Genomic DNA, 17926 nt, shown 5'->3' on the forward strand with positions numbered 1-17926 from the left:
CATGTGTGGATCATGACCGAAGCGCTAATTTCCCAATTCCTGATGATCGACCGGGTTGTCCCGCCGCCTGGTGATCGAAACGTGCCACGCGCCAGGCGGGCGCTCCGGACCGCAGCGACACGCGAGCCGGACGATCAGAAGTTCCATGATGCCCTGGTCAGGGCGTTCCGGCAGAGCGTCGAGCAAGCTGTACTGCCCGACCTTATGACGGAGGGAGCGGGTCGAATCGAGTTCGACAAGCTGGCGGACGCCTTTGCGGATTTCGCCAGCGGCAGGTCCGTGCTCCTGCAGCTCAAGCCGGGCCTGGCCGAAGGGGAGCGGAGCGCCGTCAGGAGCTTCCTCGAGACGCTGGTGCGCGTGTCCGAGAACCTGGACGAAAGCCGGTTCGAAGCGACGATCAGCAAGCTCGCCGATCTCATGCTGCCCGATGATTTGTCAGTAGCGCGGGGAGCGCTTGCAGCGGACAATCTGGAACTGCGTGACAAGTTTATTTCGGAAGTTCCGCAACTGACAAGCGCCGAGATCGGCGCCAAGGCTGGCTTGCAGACGAAGAACCCGTATGCGACCGCCGCGCGGTGGAAAAAGAATGGGGAGATCTTCTCCGTCCTTCATCGTGGCACCGAATATTATCCCGCCTTCCAGTTCCGCGACGGGCGGCCACATCCGGCGATCAAGAAGGTGCTGAAGGCGCTGCCCGCGCACCTGTCTGGATGGCAGAAGACGTTCTGGTTCGTGTCGACCAATGGCTGGCTGGGCGACAAGGCACCGGTCGACGTGCTCGACAACGCCAAGGCCGTGATCGAAGCGGCCGAGCGTGAAGGGCAAGAGGTGGTCGGGTGACATCCCCGCTGCCCCTGCCGCCCGATCCGTTTCCAACCGTTAACGCCCAAACACTCACAGCCGGAAGCGTCCTCCATCGCAATCATCTGTCCGCCTTCCGGCCCGCTCAGTTCAACCCCTGCAAGGGACAGCCGACCCGCTTCGCCCCCTTTCAGGACGCGGCTGGTGGCTGTGTCGCAACGCTTTACGCCGCCACCAGCCGGGAAGCGGCCGCTTTCGAATCGATCTTCCACGACATCAATCCGGCCGCAAGATTCAAGACCGTGCGCTTGAATGACGTCGAAGCGAGGACAGCCAGCCGGATATCGCCGAAGCGTGATCTGCAGTTTGCCGCGCTCTTCGCGCCTGACCTGAAGCTCTGGAGCATTGATCGCGGCCAGATCATCGAGACGCCCAAGTCGAGCTATGCCCGAACCGTCCTCTGGGCAAAGGCGATCCATGAAGCGCGGCCGGATCTCGACGGGCTGATCTGGACCTCGAGGCAGTGCGATCCGGAACGGTGTCTCGTCCTGTTCGAAGACCGGGTAGGCGAGGATGATTTCGACGTGCTCGAGGAAATCGACATCGGCGACGACGATGACCTTCTGCTCGAAATGCGGCGTTTCGGGCAGCGTGCCGGCATCGTCATCATCGCATAATTCCCAGACCGGACCGGTCACGGTCGGCACTTTGCAGATGAGTTGTGCATTAGAAACCGCAGGTTAGGCGCGACAACGTCCAACCTTCCGGCTATAAGCCATCGGTGAGGCAGGTACGCACTGCCTCGGGGCGTCGAAACCCCTCACGACGGCTGGTGTCGGCCGCTACGGCACCATCCTCCTTGACCTTATGGTCGGGGAGCCTGTGGCGTATACAACAGGCTCTTCCGGACTAAAGGCCATGGGGCCGTTTCGTGACGGTTTCGAACTCCCCGATCACCAGGGGTCAATGAGCATCGCAGCGGGGGCGTACCGCAAGCGATGCCTTCGAAACCGGACGAATGCCCAATCAGACCTGCCATTTGAGATTTTCATTGTCCGAGCGCTTCCCGGCCGCCGCCCGGGATCTCGGCCGCGCCAGAAGCGATCACGTTCTCTCGTCGAGGGCGTTGATCGAGGCGTGCTGATCGCGATGGTCCCAAAGCTCCCACCACAATTGGCGAATACGGTGCTATCGGCGGTCACCACGTACCAGGTCTTCGGACAGCTTCTCGCCGGCGAGTCGGCCGGATCGAGGCTGCGGCAATACGGCCTGATGTCGATCATCGTGGAACTGCATGCGCAGCGCATACCCATCACGATAACGTCGCTCGCCGAGATTACCGGCCTGTCCAGGCCAAGCCTTGAGGAGCTTCTCAATCCGCTTGTGGAACGCGGACTCCTGACCGAATCCTGGGTCAAGAATTCCCTCGGCAGAGGCAAGGCCCGCCAATTCGCAATTGCAAAGGTGATCGCGGTCGATCTCGGAGCCCTGTTGGACAGCCTTTCGGGCCAGCCCTGAGGGGCGCAGCCATGAACTGCAAAAGGGGCCGGTCACCGCTTCAGGCCGATGCCATCCGTTCGCGCTCGCGCCTGGGATTGCCGCAGTGCATGGTTTAGCTGCTGGGCGGCCTGGGTCTGCGCATGCACCTTGATGAGGTTGTCCGCCTGCGAGCGGGAAACGGCAAGAGACCTCGACAGTTCTGCGGCATTGCCGATCGAGAGCGCCTTACGCTCGTCGACATTGAGCCGCCGGTTGATCGAGGTCGAGATCCTGTCCAGCTCCCGCCGCAGGTCCGGAGAGGCGGCGAGCCGGCTGGCCTGCTCATGCGCCGGAACGTCGAGCACGGTTGCCAGCGCTTCGGACGGGCGGCGGACTTCCTGGCGCTGCCTGAATTGCTCCTCGCGATGCGTCGTCTCGACGCGATGCCGTTCGAAGTCGACCGACCGGCCATAGTCTTCCATGGCTGCTGCGAGCTGGGGCAGATGTGCCTTCGCGGCCTGCCGCTCCGGGCTTTCGGCGCGCAGGAACGTCCTGCCCTCTCCGGCGAGCGGGCCTAGCTTGCCGGTTCGGACGTCGTCGCCGGCGACAGACCCCGCGGAAGCGCCGTCGATATTCTGCAGCGATGGGGAGACAGCCGTCGCGCTGCCATAGACGAGCACGGACAGGCGTTCGATCTCGGCCCGCTTTTCGGCGAGCCTGACGGATCGGGAAAGCGCGTCGCCGATCTCGGCCGCGCCCAGATCGGGCAGGTTCCGGCCGGGAATAAGAACGTCGGCATCGCTGGCGCGCGCCGATGGCGGCGGGCGTCGGCGCTCCTCCCTACCGCGATCTTGCCGCTCGTCTTCTGCCATGGCCCGCCTAATGGCGGGTCCCTCCCCGATCTGGGGTTTCATCGATCGCGCGCGCTTTTCGTCATCACCCTGATCGGTCTTGCGCCGTTCCACGGCGAGCCAGGCGAGATCCTGCTTCGAAAGGGCACGGGCTTCGTCGACCAGTTCGGCACGCGCGCCGCGTGCTTCCATGCGCGCGATCACCTTCAGCCAAGTCGCGGCGAAAGTCTCGCTCTCCTGGCGGGACATCACGAGATTTCGGGCGTTCTCGAGCCTGGACACGGCCTCGGGCGTCGCCCGCCACCGGCCGTCGGCAACCTCGTTGTCGTAGACTGTGGCGCCATTGCGCAAGCGGATGACGACACGGTCGGCGAGCTGGTCGCGTTCGATACGATCGAGACTTGCGGCAAGCCCCGCGACAGCGGCGTCATGCACCGTTCGGGGCGGGATCCGTGCCGCCTCTCCGGCATGGTGCATCTCCTCGAACCGATAAAGGCAACCCTGCCAACTGACCCTCGGATTGACGGCGACGATGCGCGCCTCGACCCGATAGCCCGCCTCCCTCCCTTTTTCGACCACACGAGCCACATTGTCCGGTGTCCGCATGGTCGTCTCGAAGACGACGTTCACACCGCGTTCGGTGGCGACCGCGAGAAGCTTTTCCGTCCACCGGCCAGCATCGAGCTGGGTGTGACGGGACGCGCGCTCGGTATCGGCCGCCTGCAGCGAGCTGAAGGCGGGATGGTAGGAGCGCAGATCGTCACCCACGATGCGGATCGTCGGCCCCTGCCCTTCCAGTTCCGTCTGGCTCGAGGTGAGCAACGCGGTCTTGCCGGCGCCCGGCTGACCGCCGAGAATGACGAGGACCGGCCTATCGGCACGGCTGGTTTCGGCCGGCAGATAGTCGGGCAGGATTTCGGTCCGGAAGATGCGCTCGTTTTCGGCGTCCGAAAGCCGTCCGTGATCGGATAGTTCCGCCATGGCTACAGCTCGCGCCAGAAGCGGGCTGCATCCTTCACGCGCGGCCCCCATTCCGCGATGACCGCCTCGATATGCTCATCGTCGCCGACGCGGATGCCGTTCTGGATTGCGAGCAGCTCGCGCCGCTTGCGCCGAAGCGCTTCGGCGCCGGCAGGATCGGCATCTTCGATCTCGGTCACGCGCGCCGAAACCAGGCCCCTGGCCTTGTTCATGATCTCGATCGCGATCTCCGCGCGCACGATCGCGTCGTATGGGATGTCTTCAGCCATGGTGCGTCTGCCTCCTTGTTTTTCCTGTCAGATCGTCCTTCCGCGCGCCTGGTTGAGCGCACGGTTCTGCCGCTCCGCAATCACCGCCTGGGCTCGATCGGCCCGCACGGCGTTCTGCAGGACGCGCAGGCGGACCTGCATCGCCTCGAAGATTTTGCGTTGCGCCGCCGGAACCCTGTTGACCGCGTCCTTGTCGCCACGGGCAATCGCATTCGGCCCGAAGCGCGCATCGAGCACCTTGCTGACGGCAGCGAACTCGGCGCGCACCGACTTGTCGAGGGCACGGGCAAGTTTCGTAAGATCCGTGGGGGTCTTCTCGACCGCCGCCGCCAAGCGCTTCAGCTCGGCCTCGGCGTGCTCGGACAGCGCCGGAACCGGGATCGCCATCCGGTCGCGATCGGCTGCCACGGTCTGTTTTTCACCATCGAGGACGGTTTGCCACGTCCTGCCCATCGTCCACATGCGCTCCGAAACGGTGTCGACAGACGCAAGGGCTTCTTTCCTTTCCCGGCCGGGTGCCAGCAGCCGGTCCATGACGCGCTCGTTGCCGCGCAGTGGGCCGTAGGCGGAGGGATCATTCGCGATCGCGCGGGCAACGCGGTCCGGATCGACGCCGCGCTGGAGCAGGCCCTCGATGGTGGCGATCGCCGCGGCGGGATCTCGCCAGACCTTCACAGCGGCTTCGCTGAAGGCGGCCCGCTCCTGCTTGTAGCGCCCGGAGCCGACGGCGCGCTCCCTGGCCTCCTCGTCGAGCGTGGTCTTGAACTCGGTAATGGCCGCCAGCATCGGCAGGACCGGGCGCTGATTGGCAGCAGGCGCTTGCGCCGGATCATAAGCGGCAGGCGCGACGACACGGGCGGGATTGCGGCTCTCGGATATATGCTGCTCCGCCGAGAAGCGGCGCACCGCGACAAACAGCTTCGTCAATTCCTCGCGGCGATCCTCGGCCAGATGGTCCGGCATCCGCTCGGCGATATGCTTTTCGGCGAACTCGTCGGCTTTGGCCGTGAAAGCGCTCCAGCCGAAGCGCGCGGTCAGGGCGGCGTCGACGGCCTTGATCTCCTGGATGACGCTGCGATCCTCGGCGGCAAGCGCGAAGGCGGTCTTGTAAGCATCGTCGCCTCCCTTGTCGCGGATGGCCTCGATCTCGGCGAGACGCGCGGCGGCGTTGGGCGAAAGTGCCGGCACTGTAAGGGCCATATGCGCGCGCCGGGCATGTTCGCGGATGCCGAAGCGGCTCTGGTCTGCCTTGAAGGCCTCGGCGTGGCCGCGCGCCAGCGGCGCCAGCTCGCCGGCGGCCGCGAGCGCCTCGGACCTCTCCTTGCGCGCTGCCTGACCGTCGACGAGATGAGGACTGCCGCGCACAGCGCCGAGCATATCCGGATTGCGCTCGATGTCTTCGGCAAGCCGGCGCGGATCGGCACGAAAGTCGGAAGCGTGGTCGTTCAGGCGCTTCAGGGCAGCCTGCGGATCGCGATAGATGCGATCGAGAACCGGCGCGATCGCTTCTTCCCGTTCCGTCCATCGGGGAGAGGCAAGCTGCTGGCGGCGGGCATCCTCTTCGAGCGACCGGGCAAAGCTGGTTTCGGCCGGCAGGATGGCGGGCCTCGCCGGGGCGCCCACCGGCGCGGATTGGGCCGGTGTGAGCGCCTGATCACTATAGGAAACGCTGCGCTCCTTCTCGATCGTCAGGCCGAGGGCGACGCTGGCGCGTTCCCAGAGCTTTGCGACGCGCTGGCGCTGTCCGGAAATCCACGACAGCCGCCGCTCGACCCGCTCCTCCATCCCGGCCACCACCTCGGAGGCATGGTCCATGCCGCGACGGCGCGCGAAGTCGGCAACCTGCGCCTGGTAGCCGGCCTCGGTTTCGTAATCGAGCGTCGTGGTCTTGGCGCCGGAGCGCGACAGGCGTTCGACGAGCTGCTTGAACAGAGCGGGCCGATAGCTTTCCTGGTCCAGGCGCTCGGTGCGCTGCTCGACCGTTTCGAGCTGGTTTGCCGTCCAGACATTGCGCTTGACCTCGCGCTCCTCGAATGTCTTCTTGCCGGTCTTGGCATCGACGACTGGCACCGTGACGGTGACTTTCTCGGTGCCATCCTTGCGCAAGGTCACCGTTTCTCCGAGACCGACGCCGGCGTCCTTGATCGCCTTCGGCAGGCTGACGCCCCAGACGCGATGCACTTCGTCATCGTCGGTCTTCACGTCGGCATAGGGGATCGGCTTGGAATCCTGATCGTCGCGATAGTGCGCCTCGCCGGTCTCGACCAGCTCGCCGGTTACGCCGGCGGCATGATCGACACGGCGGCTGCCACCCGGTCCGCTCCGAGGCGCAAAGTCATCGTCGGCCATGTAGAGATCGGCGCGGGCGCGATGGCGCGACATTGCCACATAGCCCAGATGCTGGTCCATCATGCCGGTCGCCAGCACGAAGGTCCTGTCGACGGTCGCACCCTGGGACTTGTGAACCGTGGCCGCGTAGCCATGATCGATATTGCGGTAGCTCCCCTGGGAGAAGACGACGTCGCGGCCACTGTCGAGGCGAACGGAAAGCACCGTCTCGCCCCGGTCCGATTGTGCCGAGGTGACCGTACCGAGCATTCCGTTCTTGACCGCCTGCGGGCCGAGATGCTGCGCCCTGGCTTCGACGAAGCGGGCGTTCTGAAGGAAGATGAGGCGGTCGCCCGCCGCGAATTCCCGCTTGCCGCGCTCGGTGTCGAACGCGCTGCTTCCGGCAAGGTCGCCCTGTGCGATCATGACGTCGCGAATGGCGGCGTTGAGCTTCCTGACGTCGTCATTGGTCTGGGCGAGCACAAGAAGCTCCGAGCCGGTGAGCTGGCGGCTTTCCGATTCGGCTTTAGTCCGCATCTCGGCGCGCGCCGCTGTCCAGTCGGCGACAATGCGCTCGATCGCGAAATCGCGCGTTTCGGTTTGAACGATATGCCCCCGCTTCGCATAAGCGTCGAGGGCATCCTCGACCTTGCCGCGCGCGAAGAGGCGGGACGCATCGCGTGCCCATTGTTCCCTCTGGCGGCGCACACCGACCAGTTCGGCAAAGCCGATCCGCTCGACAATGGCACGGAACGCAGCGCCGGCCTGGATGGGCTGGAGCTGCATGGCGTCGCCGACGAGCACGATCTTTGCCTGCGCCTCCTCGGTTATTTTCACGATCCGCGCCAGTTGCTCCGACGACACCATGCCCGCCTCGTCGACCACGAGCACATCGCCCTTGCTGAGGCGGTCGCGCCCGTCGGCCCAGGCAAGCTCCCACGCGGCGAGCGTGCGCGAGCGGATACCGGAGGAATCCTCCAACCCCTCCGCCGCCTTGCCGGCGAGAGCCGCGCCGATCACTTTCCGGCCGTCGGCCTCCCAGGCGATGCGGGCGGCGTCAAGAAGCGTGGATTTGCCCGCGCCGGCCAGACCGACGACTGCGGCAATCGCGGTATCGCCGGCAACGTGCCGGACCGCATCGATCTGTTCGGCGTCGAGCTTGAACGGCCGTTCGGGGTTGCGGGTCTCGACCGTCTCGATCGCCTGCAGGACGAGCTGTTCATCGACGTTGAAGCCGCTGCGGGCTGACAGGGCGCGTGCCGATTGCGCCATGTCGTATTCGGTGCGGAGCATGGTGCGCGTGGTGAAGATCGCAGGCTCCGCTACCTTTCCGCTATCCGGGTCGACCTTCTGGTCGCGCAATGTGACGAGATCGGGCGACACCATGAGTTGGGCGCGCAGGTTGGCGAACACGGTCGGATTGTCCACATAACGATGCAGCGCCTTGGCGATTTCGCGTTCGTCGAAGGTGGACCTTTCGTTGCTGAGCTGCTTCAGCAGCAGGCCCGGTTCGTCAGCGAGGCGATCCGCCATCTGCTGACGCCGCGCCAGATCCGCCGGCGCGAAATGCATCGGCCTGCCCTTGCGGGCAAGCGCTGCCTTCAACGGACCGAGATGTTTCTGCGCGATCCCATCCAGGCCCCGTTCGGCATAGGAGCGTCCATCAAGACGGATGTCATGGCCGGCCAGCGCCAGATGCCGGTTCGCGGTGTCGGCCCAGGCGATCTTCCATGACTTCATGGTTTCCTTGTCGCCGGCCCACAGCTTGTAGACGATCTTTCCCTTCGGGCGCTTTGGCGTGACGACGCGCAGCGGATTGCCGTCATCGCCCAGCACGGCCACCTTCTTCGCGCCGAACCCATCGTCGGTGAGCGGCCGCAGCGTCGTCATCAGATGGATATGCGGATTGCCGTCCTTGTCGTGGTAGACCCAATCGGCGATCATCCCCTGCGCGGTGAGATTGTCTCTGACGAACTCGCGCACAAGCTCGATATTCTCCGCCCGTGTCAGCTCTTCCGGAAGGGCGATGATCAGTTCGCGGGCAAGCTGCGCATCGGCCCGCTTCTCGAACGCATCGACGGCATTCCAGAGCACCTCGCTGGCGCCTGCGATCGAGCGCCCGTCGATCGCCGTTCGCAGCCACGCCGGCGTCACGTCGGGCAGTGCCAGTTCCTCATGCACCAGTTCGGCTGCGCCGCCCTCATATCGGAACTGCGTGCCGGCCTGCTCGTCGAACATCCGGGTGCGATGACGATAAGCGGCGGCGGAGACCACGCTGCGCCCCGATCCGCGACCGATCACCTGTGCCCGAACGAACATGATCGCCATGCGATCCCGAACCCCTTTCAAGCCTGTCGCTTCAGCGACGTATATTGCGCCCTCAAACCAATCGGACCGCAGGGCCGATTGGTTTGAGGGATGCGCCCGTCCGGGCGCAAACCTGATTGCAAGCTGAGAGCTTGCGAAAACATAGCCTATTTTACTACGGAATAACAGGCTGTATAATCATAGGCTGAAGAAGCCATGAAACAGCCGAAAGGAATTGAAATGCGGGCGAAAACCTCGATTTCGGAGATTGACGCGCAGATAGAAAAGCTGCGGGAAAAGCGCAAAAATCTTGTAGTAAGGGCAAGCGAACGGTTCGCCAAAGCGGCCGTCAAAGCGGGGCTGACCGAACTCGACATTTCCGATGCCGAGCTGGACGCGCTGTTCGAGGAGATCGGCGCGCGATTTCGGGACGGCTCCAAGCGGGCGGGCGGTGCCCCCGCTTAGACGGATCGATCAGCGCATTCTGGCGCTTGAGAGGATGCGGAGGAGAGCCGTGACGAACGATCGCAAACGCAACGCGCATGAGAAAATCGCCTTGGGCGGATTGATCGTGAAGGCCGGGTTGAGATCAGCCGACCGTGCCTTCCTGCTCGGCGTGCTGATCGAGGCCGCGAAGGTGCGGGAGCAATCGCCGGAGCATTACCGGCTGCGAGCGCTCGGCGCGAAGGCGTTCCGCGAAACGCCGCGCGAGGAAGACTGAACCGAAAACCGAGGAAGCCGCAAATGGAAGCGAAGCGAAAATTCAATCCTGCCATTGCGCTGATCTTCGTGCCGATCGCGGTGACGGCAATCACGGTGTTCATCACCGGTTGGCGATGGCCGGGGATCGCGGCGGGACTATCGTCGCAGCATGGCTATTGGTTCATGCGGGCCGCGCCATTGCCGAACCTGATTCTCGGACCGGCCGCGGGCCTCGTCACCGTTTTCGCCCTGCCGCTGCATCGCCGTCGGCTGGTGTCGATGGTGACGCTGCTCGCCTTTCTGGCGGTCGCCGGATTCTACGCGATGCGCGAATACGGCCGGCTCGCCCCCGCCGTTGAAGCCGGAGCCGCCACATGGGACGGCGTGCTTTCCTATCTCGACATCTTCGTAGTGGCGGGCGCGATCGCCGGCTTTGTGCTCGTCGCCATCTCCTCGCGCATCTCCGTGGTCGTCGCCGATCCCGTGAAACGGGCGCGGCGCGGAACCTTCGGAGATGCCGACTGGCTGAGCATGTCGGCGGCGGGAAAGCTCTTTCCGCCCGACGGCGAGATCGTCGTCGGAGAGCGCTATCGCGTCGACAGGGAAACGATCCGGGATGTTCCCTTCGATCCCGCCGATCGCGAGACATGGGGCAAGGGCGGCACGGCCGCGCTGCTCACCTACAAGCTCGACTTCGACTCCACCCATATGCTGTTTTTCGCCGGATCGGGCGGGTTCAAGACCACCAGCAACGTGGTGCCGACGGCGTTGCTTTATACTGGTCCGCTGATCTGCCTCGATCCGTCGACGGAAGTCGCGCCGATGGTGGTCGAGCACCGGATGCGCAAGCTCGGACGCGAGTGCATGGTGCTCGATCCGTCGAACCCGGTGACCGGCTTCAACGTCCTCGACTGGATCGAGACGTCGCCGCACAAGGAAGAGGACATCGTCGCCGTCGCCCATATGCTGTTGTCGGAAAGCGCGCGCTTCGAGACGTCGACGGGGAGCTATTTCCAGAATCAGGCGCACAATCTCCTGACCGGTTTGCTGGCGCATGTGATGCTGTCGCCGGAATATGCCGGCAGGCGATCGCTGCGCAGCCTGCGCCAGATCGTCTCCGAGCCGGAGCCCTCTGTGCTGACGATGCTCCGTGAGATCCAGGAAACGTCGTCGTCGGATTTCATCCGCGAGACGCTGGGCGTGTTCACCAACATGACCGAGCAGACATTCTCGGGCGTCTATTCGACCGCCTCGAAGGATACGCAATGGCTGTCGCTCGACAATTACGCCGCCCTCGTCTGCGGCAACTCTTTCAGGTCGCGCGATATCGTCTCGGGCAAGAAAGACGTGTTCCTCAACATCCCGGCCGCGATCCTTCGATCCTATCCGGGCATCGGCCGGGTCATCATCGGTTCGCTGATCAATGCCATGGTGCAGGCCGATGGCGCATTCTCACGGCGCGCTCTGTTCATGCTCGACGAGGTCGACCTCCTTGGCTACATGCGCTTGCTGGAGGAAGCCCGCGATCGCGGCCGCAAATACGGCATCAGCCTGATGTTGATGTACCAATCGGTCGGTCAGCTTGAGCGGCATTTCGGCAAGGACGGCGCGACGTCGTGGATCGACGGATGCGCGTTTGCGTCCTATGCCGCGATCAAGGCGCTCGACACGGCACGGAACGTGTCGGCGCAATGCGGCGAGATGACCGTTGAGGTGCAGGGCAAATCCCGCAATGTCGGATGGTCAACATCCAATAATGGGTCGCGCAGATCCGAAAGTATGAACCTGCAGCGCCGACCGCTGATCATGCCGCATGAGATCACGCAGCAGATGCGCAAGGACGAACAGATCATCATTGTGCAGGGGCACGATCCGATCCGCTGCGGCCGGGCGATCTATTTTCGCCGCAATGACATGAACGCGGCCGCCAATCCGAACCGCTTCGTTAAGACGAGCTGACGCGGGCGCTTCTGGCTTCCTCGTCGGCGTCGTATTCCGCATTCGTCGGCCAAGCGGTTGCCCGCATGACGACGAGCGCCCCCTCGATCGCCTCTTGTGCCGCGACGAGGTCGCTGCGGCGCATGGAGGGATCGGAATAGATGCCCTTATCCGTTGACGATGCGGCCGTTGAAGCCCTGCTGTATGCGGCTCAGCGCCACGTCAACATGATCCTGAATGGCATCGGTGGCGCAAGCCGCCTCAATGATTTTCGACATTTCTGCCCCTCCGGTTCGGTCGAAGATATGTCTTTGCCGTTCGCTGGAACAGCGCACTTCGTGAATGCGCCGCCGGCGCGTCAGCGTTTTGTGCTTCGCCGCCGATAAACGTCGAACGGATCTTCAGCGCCCGGCGGCGCGAAGCGGTCGAGCAGCACGTTGTAGACGACGGCGAGGACGATCAGCACGATGCTCGTCAGCGGAAAGAACCAGAACGGCATGGGTGCCGCATCCGGTTTGACAAGCACCGCGACGGTCATCAGCATCATCACGGCCGCGCCGAGCAGTATGAATGCAGTGAAGGCGCGAAAGGCGCAGCCGATATAATAGAGCAGGTGCCATGTGCCGTAGAATGCAGTGCGGCCGACGAACGCGAGCAGGTCGACCGGAAGCGCCATGAGCCGGCGCAGAATGCGCGCGGCAAGACCGCGCTTCCGCCGTTCTGCGATGGCAGCCTGACCGATCAGGTTTCGCTTATGCCCGTCGTCCATCGCCCTTTCCTATTCCTCGAACATTTTCGCGCAGAGTCCGCAGGACCTGCGAAGGCGCCGCACCAGGGACTTGTCCGACGTGCTTGGTCAGTCGGCGCTTGCCGAGCGCCCGGGATTCTTCCAGTAGGATCATCCCGTCGACTCCGTCGAAGCTGACCGGCACCCGGAAGCCGGCGGACCGACCTCGGTGCGCAGTTGATTATGGATCTCCGGCGGAGAGACAATGATGCATTGCCTCACTTTCTGGATCTCGCTGTCAATCGTCGGATCAAGCGCGGCGAGCCACACATCGCCGCGCTTCACCATGTCAGCTTCGCGTCCTCGTCATTGCCGAACTCCGGCCAGACCGGTGCGGACCCACAATGGGCCGCGACAGTATCCGGGGGCCAGCCGGCCAGAAACGTGTCGGCGTCGAGAGCGCCGGTTATGGGGCGGGACAGTGCCACAGCCGCGAGAGGATCGTGACCGTGAGGCCGAAACCCGCGAGGAGTTCGGTGAGCGCAAGTGAATAGAGCCGTCCGCCGACAGGCGGCTCGCCCTGACACCTGCCTTCCCGCAGTGTCAGCGGGCTTGGCGTTTCTCGGCAGACGCACGATGGCGCTCGTAGATTTCCTCGTTCGACAGGGCGGCGCTCTTATCGACGATGCTGGTCAACCACCGGCCGACATAGAGCGCATTCGCGAGTGGCATCATGACATGGCCAAGTCTGGTGATCGAACCGGTCCCCGGATCTTTCGCATTGGCGACAATGGTCACCAAGCCGATGATCACGACAGCCCAGATCGCGAAGCTACGATACTAAAGAACGGTGTCTTCGTTCATTGATCCGCCTTCCGCGTCGGGGATTTCAGTCCCGCCCGACACCACGTTGGTCCCGAACCATATCACCAATGCAGCAACAACAACCAAGAGGGGGATGGCGAAAAACAAGCCGACATATTTATTCGCCGAATCTTCGGGTGGCATACGCACTTGGCGGCGCCAGAATTCCTCGTAGGACGGAAAAGGCCTCTGTGTCATGGCAAGACCTCCGGCTTCGCAGCTGAGATTTTATAGAGCGTAAGTCAGTCCTTTTGGTCAACGTCCGCAGCGCTTTGCTGCGGAAGGTTCGAAAGAAGCCGGGACGCTTTGAGCTTTGCCTCCCGGCTATGTTTACCACAAGGCTCCGGCCGTCACTTCGGCGCAATTTGAAAGCGCGTTCTGGTCTCCGCCTCGCCCTTTCGGGGCTCGGCCCTTCGGGCTGGAAAACAGAGCCTACCTGAGCGCCAGGTCATCACCGGCGTGAATCGAAGTGCCTTGTCCGATTCAAAATAGTCATTGGACCGAGCGGTTCGCGCAGCAGAGAATCGCGGCATGGATCTTTTGCATTTTCGCCGCATCGACCGGGAAAGGAACATGGCCCGGTTTTACAATCTGACCATCGAGCCGACTTTGTTCGGCACGGTTTCTGTCGTCCGCGAATGGGGACGGATCGGTTCCAGCGGCCGCCGCCGCATAGATCTCTACGAGGGCGAGGCGGAGGCGCGGGACGCCTATACCCAACTTTCGCGTCGAAAGCTCAGACGCGGATACATCCAGCAGTAGAGACTATGCTCTGAAACCGGGCATTTTCGGGGGATTGAAGGGTCTTGCGTCGCCTTGAACTGCTACACAAGCGGGTATTTTGCCTGTCTAACAGAGTGGCTTATCAACACGAGGAGCCATTTGCTGACAACAGCAGCAGAGATCGCAGAGAAGATCGCGGCCGACCAGAGCGTTACCAAGGCTCAGGCCAAATCGATCGTCGACGGCGTGTTCAAGGCCATCGCGGATGCGGCCGCGAGCGGAGCCGAGACGAGCATTCCCGGCTTCGGGAAATTCAAGGTGAAGGCAACGCCGGGACGCGACGGCCGTAAATACGCATGCGGCGATTGCGGGGCTTTCAGCCGGCGCTACTATGGCCCAACCAGAATAGAAGCTGGTTCATGCGGTATCGATTCGCAAATCGGTCACGCCGGATTTCCTGATCTGCCTCGAGAACGGCAAGAAATTCAAATCCCTGAAACGGCACCTGGCCACGCATTATGATCCGACGCCGAATACCTATCGGCAGAAATGGGGCCTGCCCGCCGACTATCCGATGGTCCTTCCGAACTATACCACATTGCGATCGGGCTTAGCGAAAAGCGCCGACCTTGGGCGCCGAGCGCCCCCGTTGAGGTCGTGCCGCCGCCAGCCGCTAAACGGAAGAAGCTGGGGCTGAAGTTCACCTGATCTCCGGAGCTACTTTTTCTTCAAACTCAATTCTGTGTCACTGGCGCTGACGACGGACATATCATCAGGAGAGCGTAAAAGCCCGCCCGTCCGAAGGCGAGCGCCTAAACCGTTTCCAAGCAACCTCTTAGTGGGTTAGAATTCTCCAGCATTGGGGCTGAGGGAGCTAGTAATGACACAATTGAACATGCGGTCGGGCGCGGAATTCAAGGACCTGCTCGACGGACAGACGCCATTGCGAAAGGCCCGCGTGGCCGTCGCCATCGGCAACTTCATTGAATGGTTTGACTTTGCGATTTATGGGTATTTCGCGGCGGTAATTGGACGTGTGTTCTTTCCGACTGCCGAGCCTGGTATTGCCCTGCTTTCGTCGCTTGCAGTGTTCGCGGTAGGCTTTCTCTCACGGCCCATCGGGGCTCTGATTTTTGGGCCGATCGGTGATCGCTATGGGCGAAAACCTGTCCTGGCGTTCACGATTGCCGGGATGGGATTGGTGACGGCACTGATCGGGCTTCTTCCCGGCTACGCATCAATCGGCATAGCCGCACCGATCTTCCTTGCCATTCTGCGCTTCGTGCAAGGCATGATGGTGGGTGGCGAATGGTCCAGCGCTGCAATCTTCATCGTTGAAAGCGCCCCTCGCGATCAGCGAGCGATTGCGGCCAGTCTTGTCACTGGTACTGCGGGCCTTGCATATGTTGCGGGAACATCGATTGCTGCCGCTTTGTCAGCGACGGTTTCGGACGACATAATGATCAGTTGGGGCTGGCGGCTGCCGTTTCTGGCTTCCGTAGTGTTGGCTGCAATCGGGCTTTACATACGCCGCGAACTCGATGAAACGCCTATATTCAAGGCTATCGAGCTGAAACGGTCAAAGATGGAATTTAATTCCGTCTCGTTGCGCGACAACAGCCGTGCGCTAGTAGTCAGCCTTGCCTTTTCTGCACTCTTCGGGGTTTCGCTTTACTACCTTCTCGTCTACGCCAGCAACCACCTTACCCTAACGGTCGGTTTGAGCAGCGTGAATGCGCTTTGGCCTTGCGCGGTCGCTCTAACAATCTCCGTCGCGGCGAATCCAGTCGTTGGGCATCTTAGCGACAAGATCGGTCGTCGTCCCCTCGTGCTGGCGTCGGCCGCGGGCCTAAGCCTATTCGGCTATCCGTTATTCCTGCTCCTGAATACGGCCAACATTCCGCTGATACTATTAGCGTTGGTTGTGCTTGGGGTCCTTGCGGCCATTGCCGCAGTGATGAATGTCGTTCTCTTGGTCGAAGTGTTTCCCGCTTCAGTTCGCTCGTCCGGTGCTGCCATCGGCCATAATATGGCTTTGGCGCTCCTTGCGGGGCCAAGTCCTCTTATTGGTGCAAGCCTTGTGTATGTGACCGGTGATGCAAATGCGCCGGGGTGGTATCTGGCGCTCATCTCCATCGTCTGCTTCTTCGTCTTGTGGTTCCTGTTGCCCGAAACCAGAGGCAAGGATCTTGCGAAGGGGTAGTGTGACTGTCCGGGGCCGGAACAAGATTCGATCATTCCATACCGTCGCGCACCCGCGACAGGTTGGGCACAATCGCAAGTGTGCAGGACGACACCAACTTTCCTTCCATTTCTGCCACGAACACTGTTGTCAGGCCACACGAAAGTAATGCGGCGCGAGGTTGCAAAAGCCGACTACGGCATCCTCTACGATATCGCGTCGAATAGGATCAACATGAAGCTGATGCCGACCATTGGGACGATCTGTTGCGGCTGCTGGGTCGATACGCTTTCACGCTCCCCGAATTCGTGGCCAGAGGCGAACTCAGGCCGCTACGCGATCCGAAAACCGCCGATCCGGACGAAGAACCTTAAAATCCTTATGTAGGTTTTTTGTTTCATTGCTACTCAGACCCCGGATCCGGGTTTGCATCCGGTTGCCGCGTCGGCGTCATCCGTCGGACGGCGGATTCTCCGTGGCATTGCGGAACATGCGCACGAGCGTGCGGCGCAGCTTCTGCCGCTGCTCGAACTGAGCGCTCATGCCCGGGTCTGCCACGACGTCGCAGGTCCCGGGGAACGGGCTCCGCTCCAGCTCCTCCACACAGCGCGCGGGCCAGCTCGCCGATGCCGCGATCGCTCGACGGTACCGATCGCGCGCTTTGGTGCACAGCGCTGGCGCGTCGTCGGTGCAGCCCATCGCATAGGCCAGATAGGCGATATAGTCGCGTTGCCATGCCGCGTCCGAAAGCCCCATGTCGTCAGCAGTGGGGAGGCTTTCGGCCAGGATATCGCAGCCGTTTCCATCGATGAACGGTTCTGTATTATGCAGGAAGCAGGAACGTGACAGGGGCCGGAACGCCAGATCGACCTGCGGCTTCGCTGTCAGCCCATTGCGATAGATGATGCCCAGATATTTGCAGGCATAGGGGCCTATCCCGGCATCATCGGAGTCGCAGACCAGGGTCATCCGATCCTTCGCGATGCCGTAGTTCCGACGGGCGGGATCGAGGAAATAGATTTTGCCGGCCTCGTAACAGCCGTCCACCTGAAAACCGGCCGCGCAGGAGCGTTCATAGTTCGCCAAGGCAGCGGCAGCATCGTTCCGTTTTTCGGCCGCGACGCCGGCGCTCCAGCAACTGTCGACGTTGCTATCCTTGACGCAGGCTGGCGGGGATGGGTCTTGCGCTGCAGACTGCGCGTGGACAGCTCCGCTGCTTGAAGTGATCACCTCAGCTATCACCATCACCAAAGCAAGCAGGAACGATCTCATTTTTCTCTCGGACGATGGCACGGTTTGATCGCCGGCTATCGGAATTATTGCTTGTGGTCGCTTTATACAGGAGATGATCTGGCCGAATCACAAATCTCCCAGCGCTGTCGATCCTTGTATGGCCAATTTCAAAGAATGAGGCAACGGGTGAAGATGCAGCTGGCACACCCCAGCCGATGCAGAGATGGCGTCGGCAATCATGCACCAAGTTCGATTGATAGCACGTCAGCAAGATAAGGCGGTGCACTCTGATCAATAGGAGGATCGCAAGGTCTACTCATCATCAGCACGCCAGTGCCAGACTTTGTCGTCGAATCGACGACTCGACCGCGTCCACGATCTCGCGCCCTACGACGCCTATCACGAGGTCCGTGGCCTGCGCTGGCCGGTGGTGGACGGCAAGGAAACCCTGTGGCGTTACCGCGAGGGCTACGATCCCTATGTGAAGCCGGGCGAGGGGGTGAAATTCTATGGGAATGCCGACGGTCGGGCCGCCATCATC

At 62.4% G+C, this 17926-nt stretch carries 19 protein-coding genes and 2 pseudogenes; 11 read left to right on the forward strand and 10 right to left on the reverse strand.

Translation table 11 applies throughout. The features are described 5' to 3' along the window. The first annotated feature begins 12 nt into the window (after positions 1-12). The 3 genes from F9K94_RS22820 to F9K94_RS22830 all read left to right on the forward strand — a co-directional run bounded on the left by F9K94_RS22820 (position 13) and on the right by F9K94_RS22830 (position 2319). Complete coding sequence (locus F9K94_RS22820) at positions 13-840, forward strand: hypothetical protein (RefSeq protein ID WP_151648862.1); 828 nt, start codon at positions 13-15, stop codon at positions 838-840. Beyond that, a complete protein-coding gene (locus tag F9K94_RS22825; protein WP_151648864.1) occupies positions 837-1478 on the forward strand; it encodes an RES family NAD+ phosphorylase in 642 nt (213 codons plus the stop codon). The genes F9K94_RS22820 and F9K94_RS22825 overlap by 4 nt, the downstream gene beginning before the upstream one ends. Before the next feature lie 472 nt (positions 1479-1950). Then, positions 1951-2319, forward strand: coding sequence for a helix-turn-helix domain-containing protein (locus F9K94_RS22830; protein WP_151648866.1), 369 nt, complete (start codon positions 1951-1953; stop codon positions 2317-2319). Between the two features lie 32 nt (positions 2320-2351). Here the strand turns inward: F9K94_RS22830 and F9K94_RS22835 are convergent, their stop codons facing one another. From F9K94_RS22835 to traA, 3 genes are read right to left on the reverse strand one after another with little or no spacing between them, the layout of a single operon-like run. Further along, on the reverse strand, positions 2352-4112 hold the full coding sequence (locus tag F9K94_RS22835; RefSeq protein ID WP_151648868.1) for a zeta toxin family protein: 1761 nt from the start codon (positions 4110-4112) through the stop codon (positions 2352-2354). A 2-nt stretch (positions 4113-4114) separates the two neighbouring features. After that, positions 4115-4381: a hypothetical protein gene (locus tag F9K94_RS22840; protein WP_151648870.1), complete on the reverse strand. Its 267-nt coding sequence runs from the start codon at positions 4379-4381 to the stop codon at positions 4115-4117. Between the two features lie 27 nt (positions 4382-4408). Next, positions 4409-9037 (reverse strand): Ti-type conjugative transfer relaxase TraA, encoded by a 4629-nt coding sequence (traA, locus tag F9K94_RS22845; RefSeq protein WP_151648872.1) that lies wholly within the window; start codon positions 9035-9037, stop codon positions 4409-4411. Between the two features lie 195 nt (positions 9038-9232). Here traA and F9K94_RS22850 point away from each other — a divergent pair, with 195 nt between their 5' ends. The 3 genes from F9K94_RS22850 to traG are packed head-to-tail and all read left to right on the forward strand — an operon-like array spanning position 9233 to position 11677. Next, positions 9233-9481 (forward strand): TraC family protein, encoded by a 249-nt coding sequence (locus F9K94_RS22850; protein ID WP_235920677.1) that lies wholly within the window; start codon positions 9233-9235, stop codon positions 9479-9481. Between the two features lie 49 nt (positions 9482-9530). Then, complete coding sequence (locus tag F9K94_RS22855; RefSeq protein WP_151648874.1) at positions 9531-9737, forward strand: conjugal transfer protein TraD; 207 nt, start codon at positions 9531-9533, stop codon at positions 9735-9737. A gap of 23 nt (positions 9738-9760) precedes the next feature. Continuing rightward, a complete protein-coding gene (gene traG, locus F9K94_RS22860; RefSeq protein ID WP_151648876.1) occupies positions 9761-11677 on the forward strand; it encodes a Ti-type conjugative transfer system protein TraG in 1917 nt (638 codons plus the stop codon). 337 nt (positions 11678-12014) lie between these two features. On the opposite strand, the gene F9K94_RS22870 is transcribed toward traG, so the two are convergent. The 6 genes from F9K94_RS22870 to F9K94_RS22885 form a co-directional block, all read right to left on the reverse strand. Beyond that, positions 12015-12425, reverse strand: coding sequence for a hypothetical protein (locus F9K94_RS22870; protein WP_151648878.1), 411 nt, complete (start codon positions 12423-12425; stop codon positions 12015-12017). Then, complete coding sequence (locus tag F9K94_RS24885) at positions 12409-12558, reverse strand: hypothetical protein (protein WP_328593840.1); 150 nt, start codon at positions 12556-12558, stop codon at positions 12409-12411. Before F9K94_RS24885 ends, F9K94_RS22870 begins: the two co-directional genes overlap by 17 nt. Continuing rightward, positions 12555-12731 (reverse strand): type II toxin-antitoxin system PemK/MazF family toxin, encoded by a 177-nt coding sequence (locus tag F9K94_RS24975; RefSeq protein ID WP_407922068.1) that lies wholly within the window; start codon positions 12729-12731, stop codon positions 12555-12557. The genes F9K94_RS24885 and F9K94_RS24975 overlap by 4 nt, the downstream gene beginning before the upstream one ends. Beyond that, on the reverse strand, positions 12725-12871 hold the full coding sequence (locus F9K94_RS24540; protein ID WP_192799569.1) for a hypothetical protein: 147 nt from the start codon (positions 12869-12871) through the stop codon (positions 12725-12727). The genes F9K94_RS24975 and F9K94_RS24540 overlap by 7 nt, the downstream gene beginning before the upstream one ends. A 115-nt stretch (positions 12872-12986) precedes the next feature. After that, positions 12987-13196 carry a hypothetical protein gene (locus tag F9K94_RS22880; protein WP_151648880.1) on the reverse strand — a complete coding sequence of 70 codons (210 nt, stop codon included), beginning with the start codon at positions 13194-13196 and terminating at the stop codon, positions 12987-12989. A gap of 27 nt (positions 13197-13223) precedes the next feature. Next, complete coding sequence (locus tag F9K94_RS22885; RefSeq protein WP_151648882.1) at positions 13224-13445, reverse strand: hypothetical protein; 222 nt, start codon at positions 13443-13445, stop codon at positions 13224-13226. A gap of 333 nt (positions 13446-13778) precedes the next feature. Here F9K94_RS22885 and F9K94_RS22890 point away from each other — a divergent pair, with 333 nt between their 5' ends. The 4 genes and pseudogenes from F9K94_RS22890 to F9K94_RS22905 all read left to right on the forward strand — a co-directional run bounded on the left by F9K94_RS22890 (position 13779) and on the right by F9K94_RS22905 (position 16173). Continuing rightward, positions 13779-14009, forward strand: coding sequence for a WGR domain-containing protein (locus F9K94_RS22890; protein WP_151648884.1), 231 nt, complete (start codon positions 13779-13781; stop codon positions 14007-14009). Between the two features lie 123 nt (positions 14010-14132). Further along, a pseudogene (locus tag F9K94_RS24735) lies at positions 14133-14333 on the forward strand (HU family DNA-binding protein); the annotation flags it as partial. Positions 14334-14382: 49 nt separating this feature from the next. Beyond that, positions 14383-14667 (forward strand): annotated as a pseudogene (locus tag F9K94_RS22900) (MucR family transcriptional regulator); the annotation flags it as partial. 183 nt (positions 14668-14850) lie between these two features. Further along, positions 14851-16173, forward strand: coding sequence for an MFS transporter (locus F9K94_RS22905; protein WP_151648886.1), 1323 nt, complete (start codon positions 14851-14853; stop codon positions 16171-16173). A gap of 429 nt (positions 16174-16602) precedes the next feature. On the opposite strand, the gene F9K94_RS22910 is transcribed toward F9K94_RS22905, so the two are convergent. Next, positions 16603-17424: a hypothetical protein gene (locus F9K94_RS22910; protein WP_151648888.1), complete on the reverse strand. Its 822-nt coding sequence runs from the start codon at positions 17422-17424 to the stop codon at positions 16603-16605. Positions 17425-17728: 304 nt separating this feature from the next. On the opposite strand from F9K94_RS22910, the gene F9K94_RS22915 reads away from it, so the two are divergent. Then, on the forward strand, positions 17729-17926 hold a 198-nt coding region (locus tag F9K94_RS22915), incomplete at its 3' end, for a hypothetical protein (RefSeq protein WP_151648890.1).

This window comes from Brucella tritici, assembly GCF_008932285.1.
GTDB classification, from domain to species: Bacteria; Pseudomonadota; Alphaproteobacteria; order Rhizobiales; family Rhizobiaceae; genus Brucella; species Brucella tritici.

What these genes read in the sequence shown, in the direction of transcription:
- F9K94_RS22870 (WP_151648878.1), bottom strand. Translation starts at nt 12,425, where the DNA reads ATGGACGACGGGCATAAGCGAAACCTGATCGGTCAGGCTGCCATCGCA.
- F9K94_RS22835 (WP_151648868.1), bottom strand. Translation starts at nt 4,112, where the DNA reads ATGGCGGAACTATCCGATCACGGACGGCTTTCGGACGCCGAAAACGAG.
- F9K94_RS24975 (WP_407922068.1), bottom strand. Translation starts at nt 12,731, where the DNA reads ATGGTGAAGCGCGGCGATGTGTGGCTCGCCGCGCTTGATCCGACGATT.
- F9K94_RS22830 (WP_151648866.1), top strand. Translation starts at nt 1,951, where the DNA reads ATGGTCCCAAAGCTCCCACCACAATTGGCGAATACGGTGCTATCGGCG.
- F9K94_RS22890 (WP_151648884.1), top strand. Translation starts at nt 13,779, where the DNA reads ATGGATCTTTTGCATTTTCGCCGCATCGACCGGGAAAGGAACATGGCC.
- F9K94_RS22850 (WP_235920677.1), top strand. Translation starts at nt 9,233, where the DNA reads ATGAAACAGCCGAAAGGAATTGAAATGCGGGCGAAAACCTCGATTTCG.
- F9K94_RS22905 (WP_151648886.1), top strand. Translation starts at nt 14,851, where the DNA reads ATGACACAATTGAACATGCGGTCGGGCGCGGAATTCAAGGACCTGCTC.
- F9K94_RS22840 (WP_151648870.1), bottom strand. Translation starts at nt 4,381, where the DNA reads ATGGCTGAAGACATCCCATACGACGCGATCGTGCGCGCGGAGATCGCG.
- traG (WP_151648876.1), top strand. Translation starts at nt 9,761, where the DNA reads ATGGAAGCGAAGCGAAAATTCAATCCTGCCATTGCGCTGATCTTCGTG.
- traA (WP_151648872.1), bottom strand. Translation starts at nt 9,037, where the DNA reads ATGGCGATCATGTTCGTTCGGGCACAGGTGATCGGTCGCGGATCGGGG.
- F9K94_RS22910 (WP_151648888.1), bottom strand. Translation starts at nt 17,424, where the DNA reads ATGAGATCGTTCCTGCTTGCTTTGGTGATGGTGATAGCTGAGGTGATC.
- F9K94_RS24885 (WP_328593840.1), bottom strand. Translation starts at nt 12,558, where the DNA reads ATGATCCTACTGGAAGAATCCCGGGCGCTCGGCAAGCGCCGACTGACC.
- F9K94_RS22885 (WP_151648882.1), bottom strand. Translation starts at nt 13,445, where the DNA reads ATGACACAGAGGCCTTTTCCGTCCTACGAGGAATTCTGGCGCCGCCAA.
- F9K94_RS22820 (WP_151648862.1), top strand. Translation starts at nt 13, where the DNA reads ATGACCGAAGCGCTAATTTCCCAATTCCTGATGATCGACCGGGTTGTC.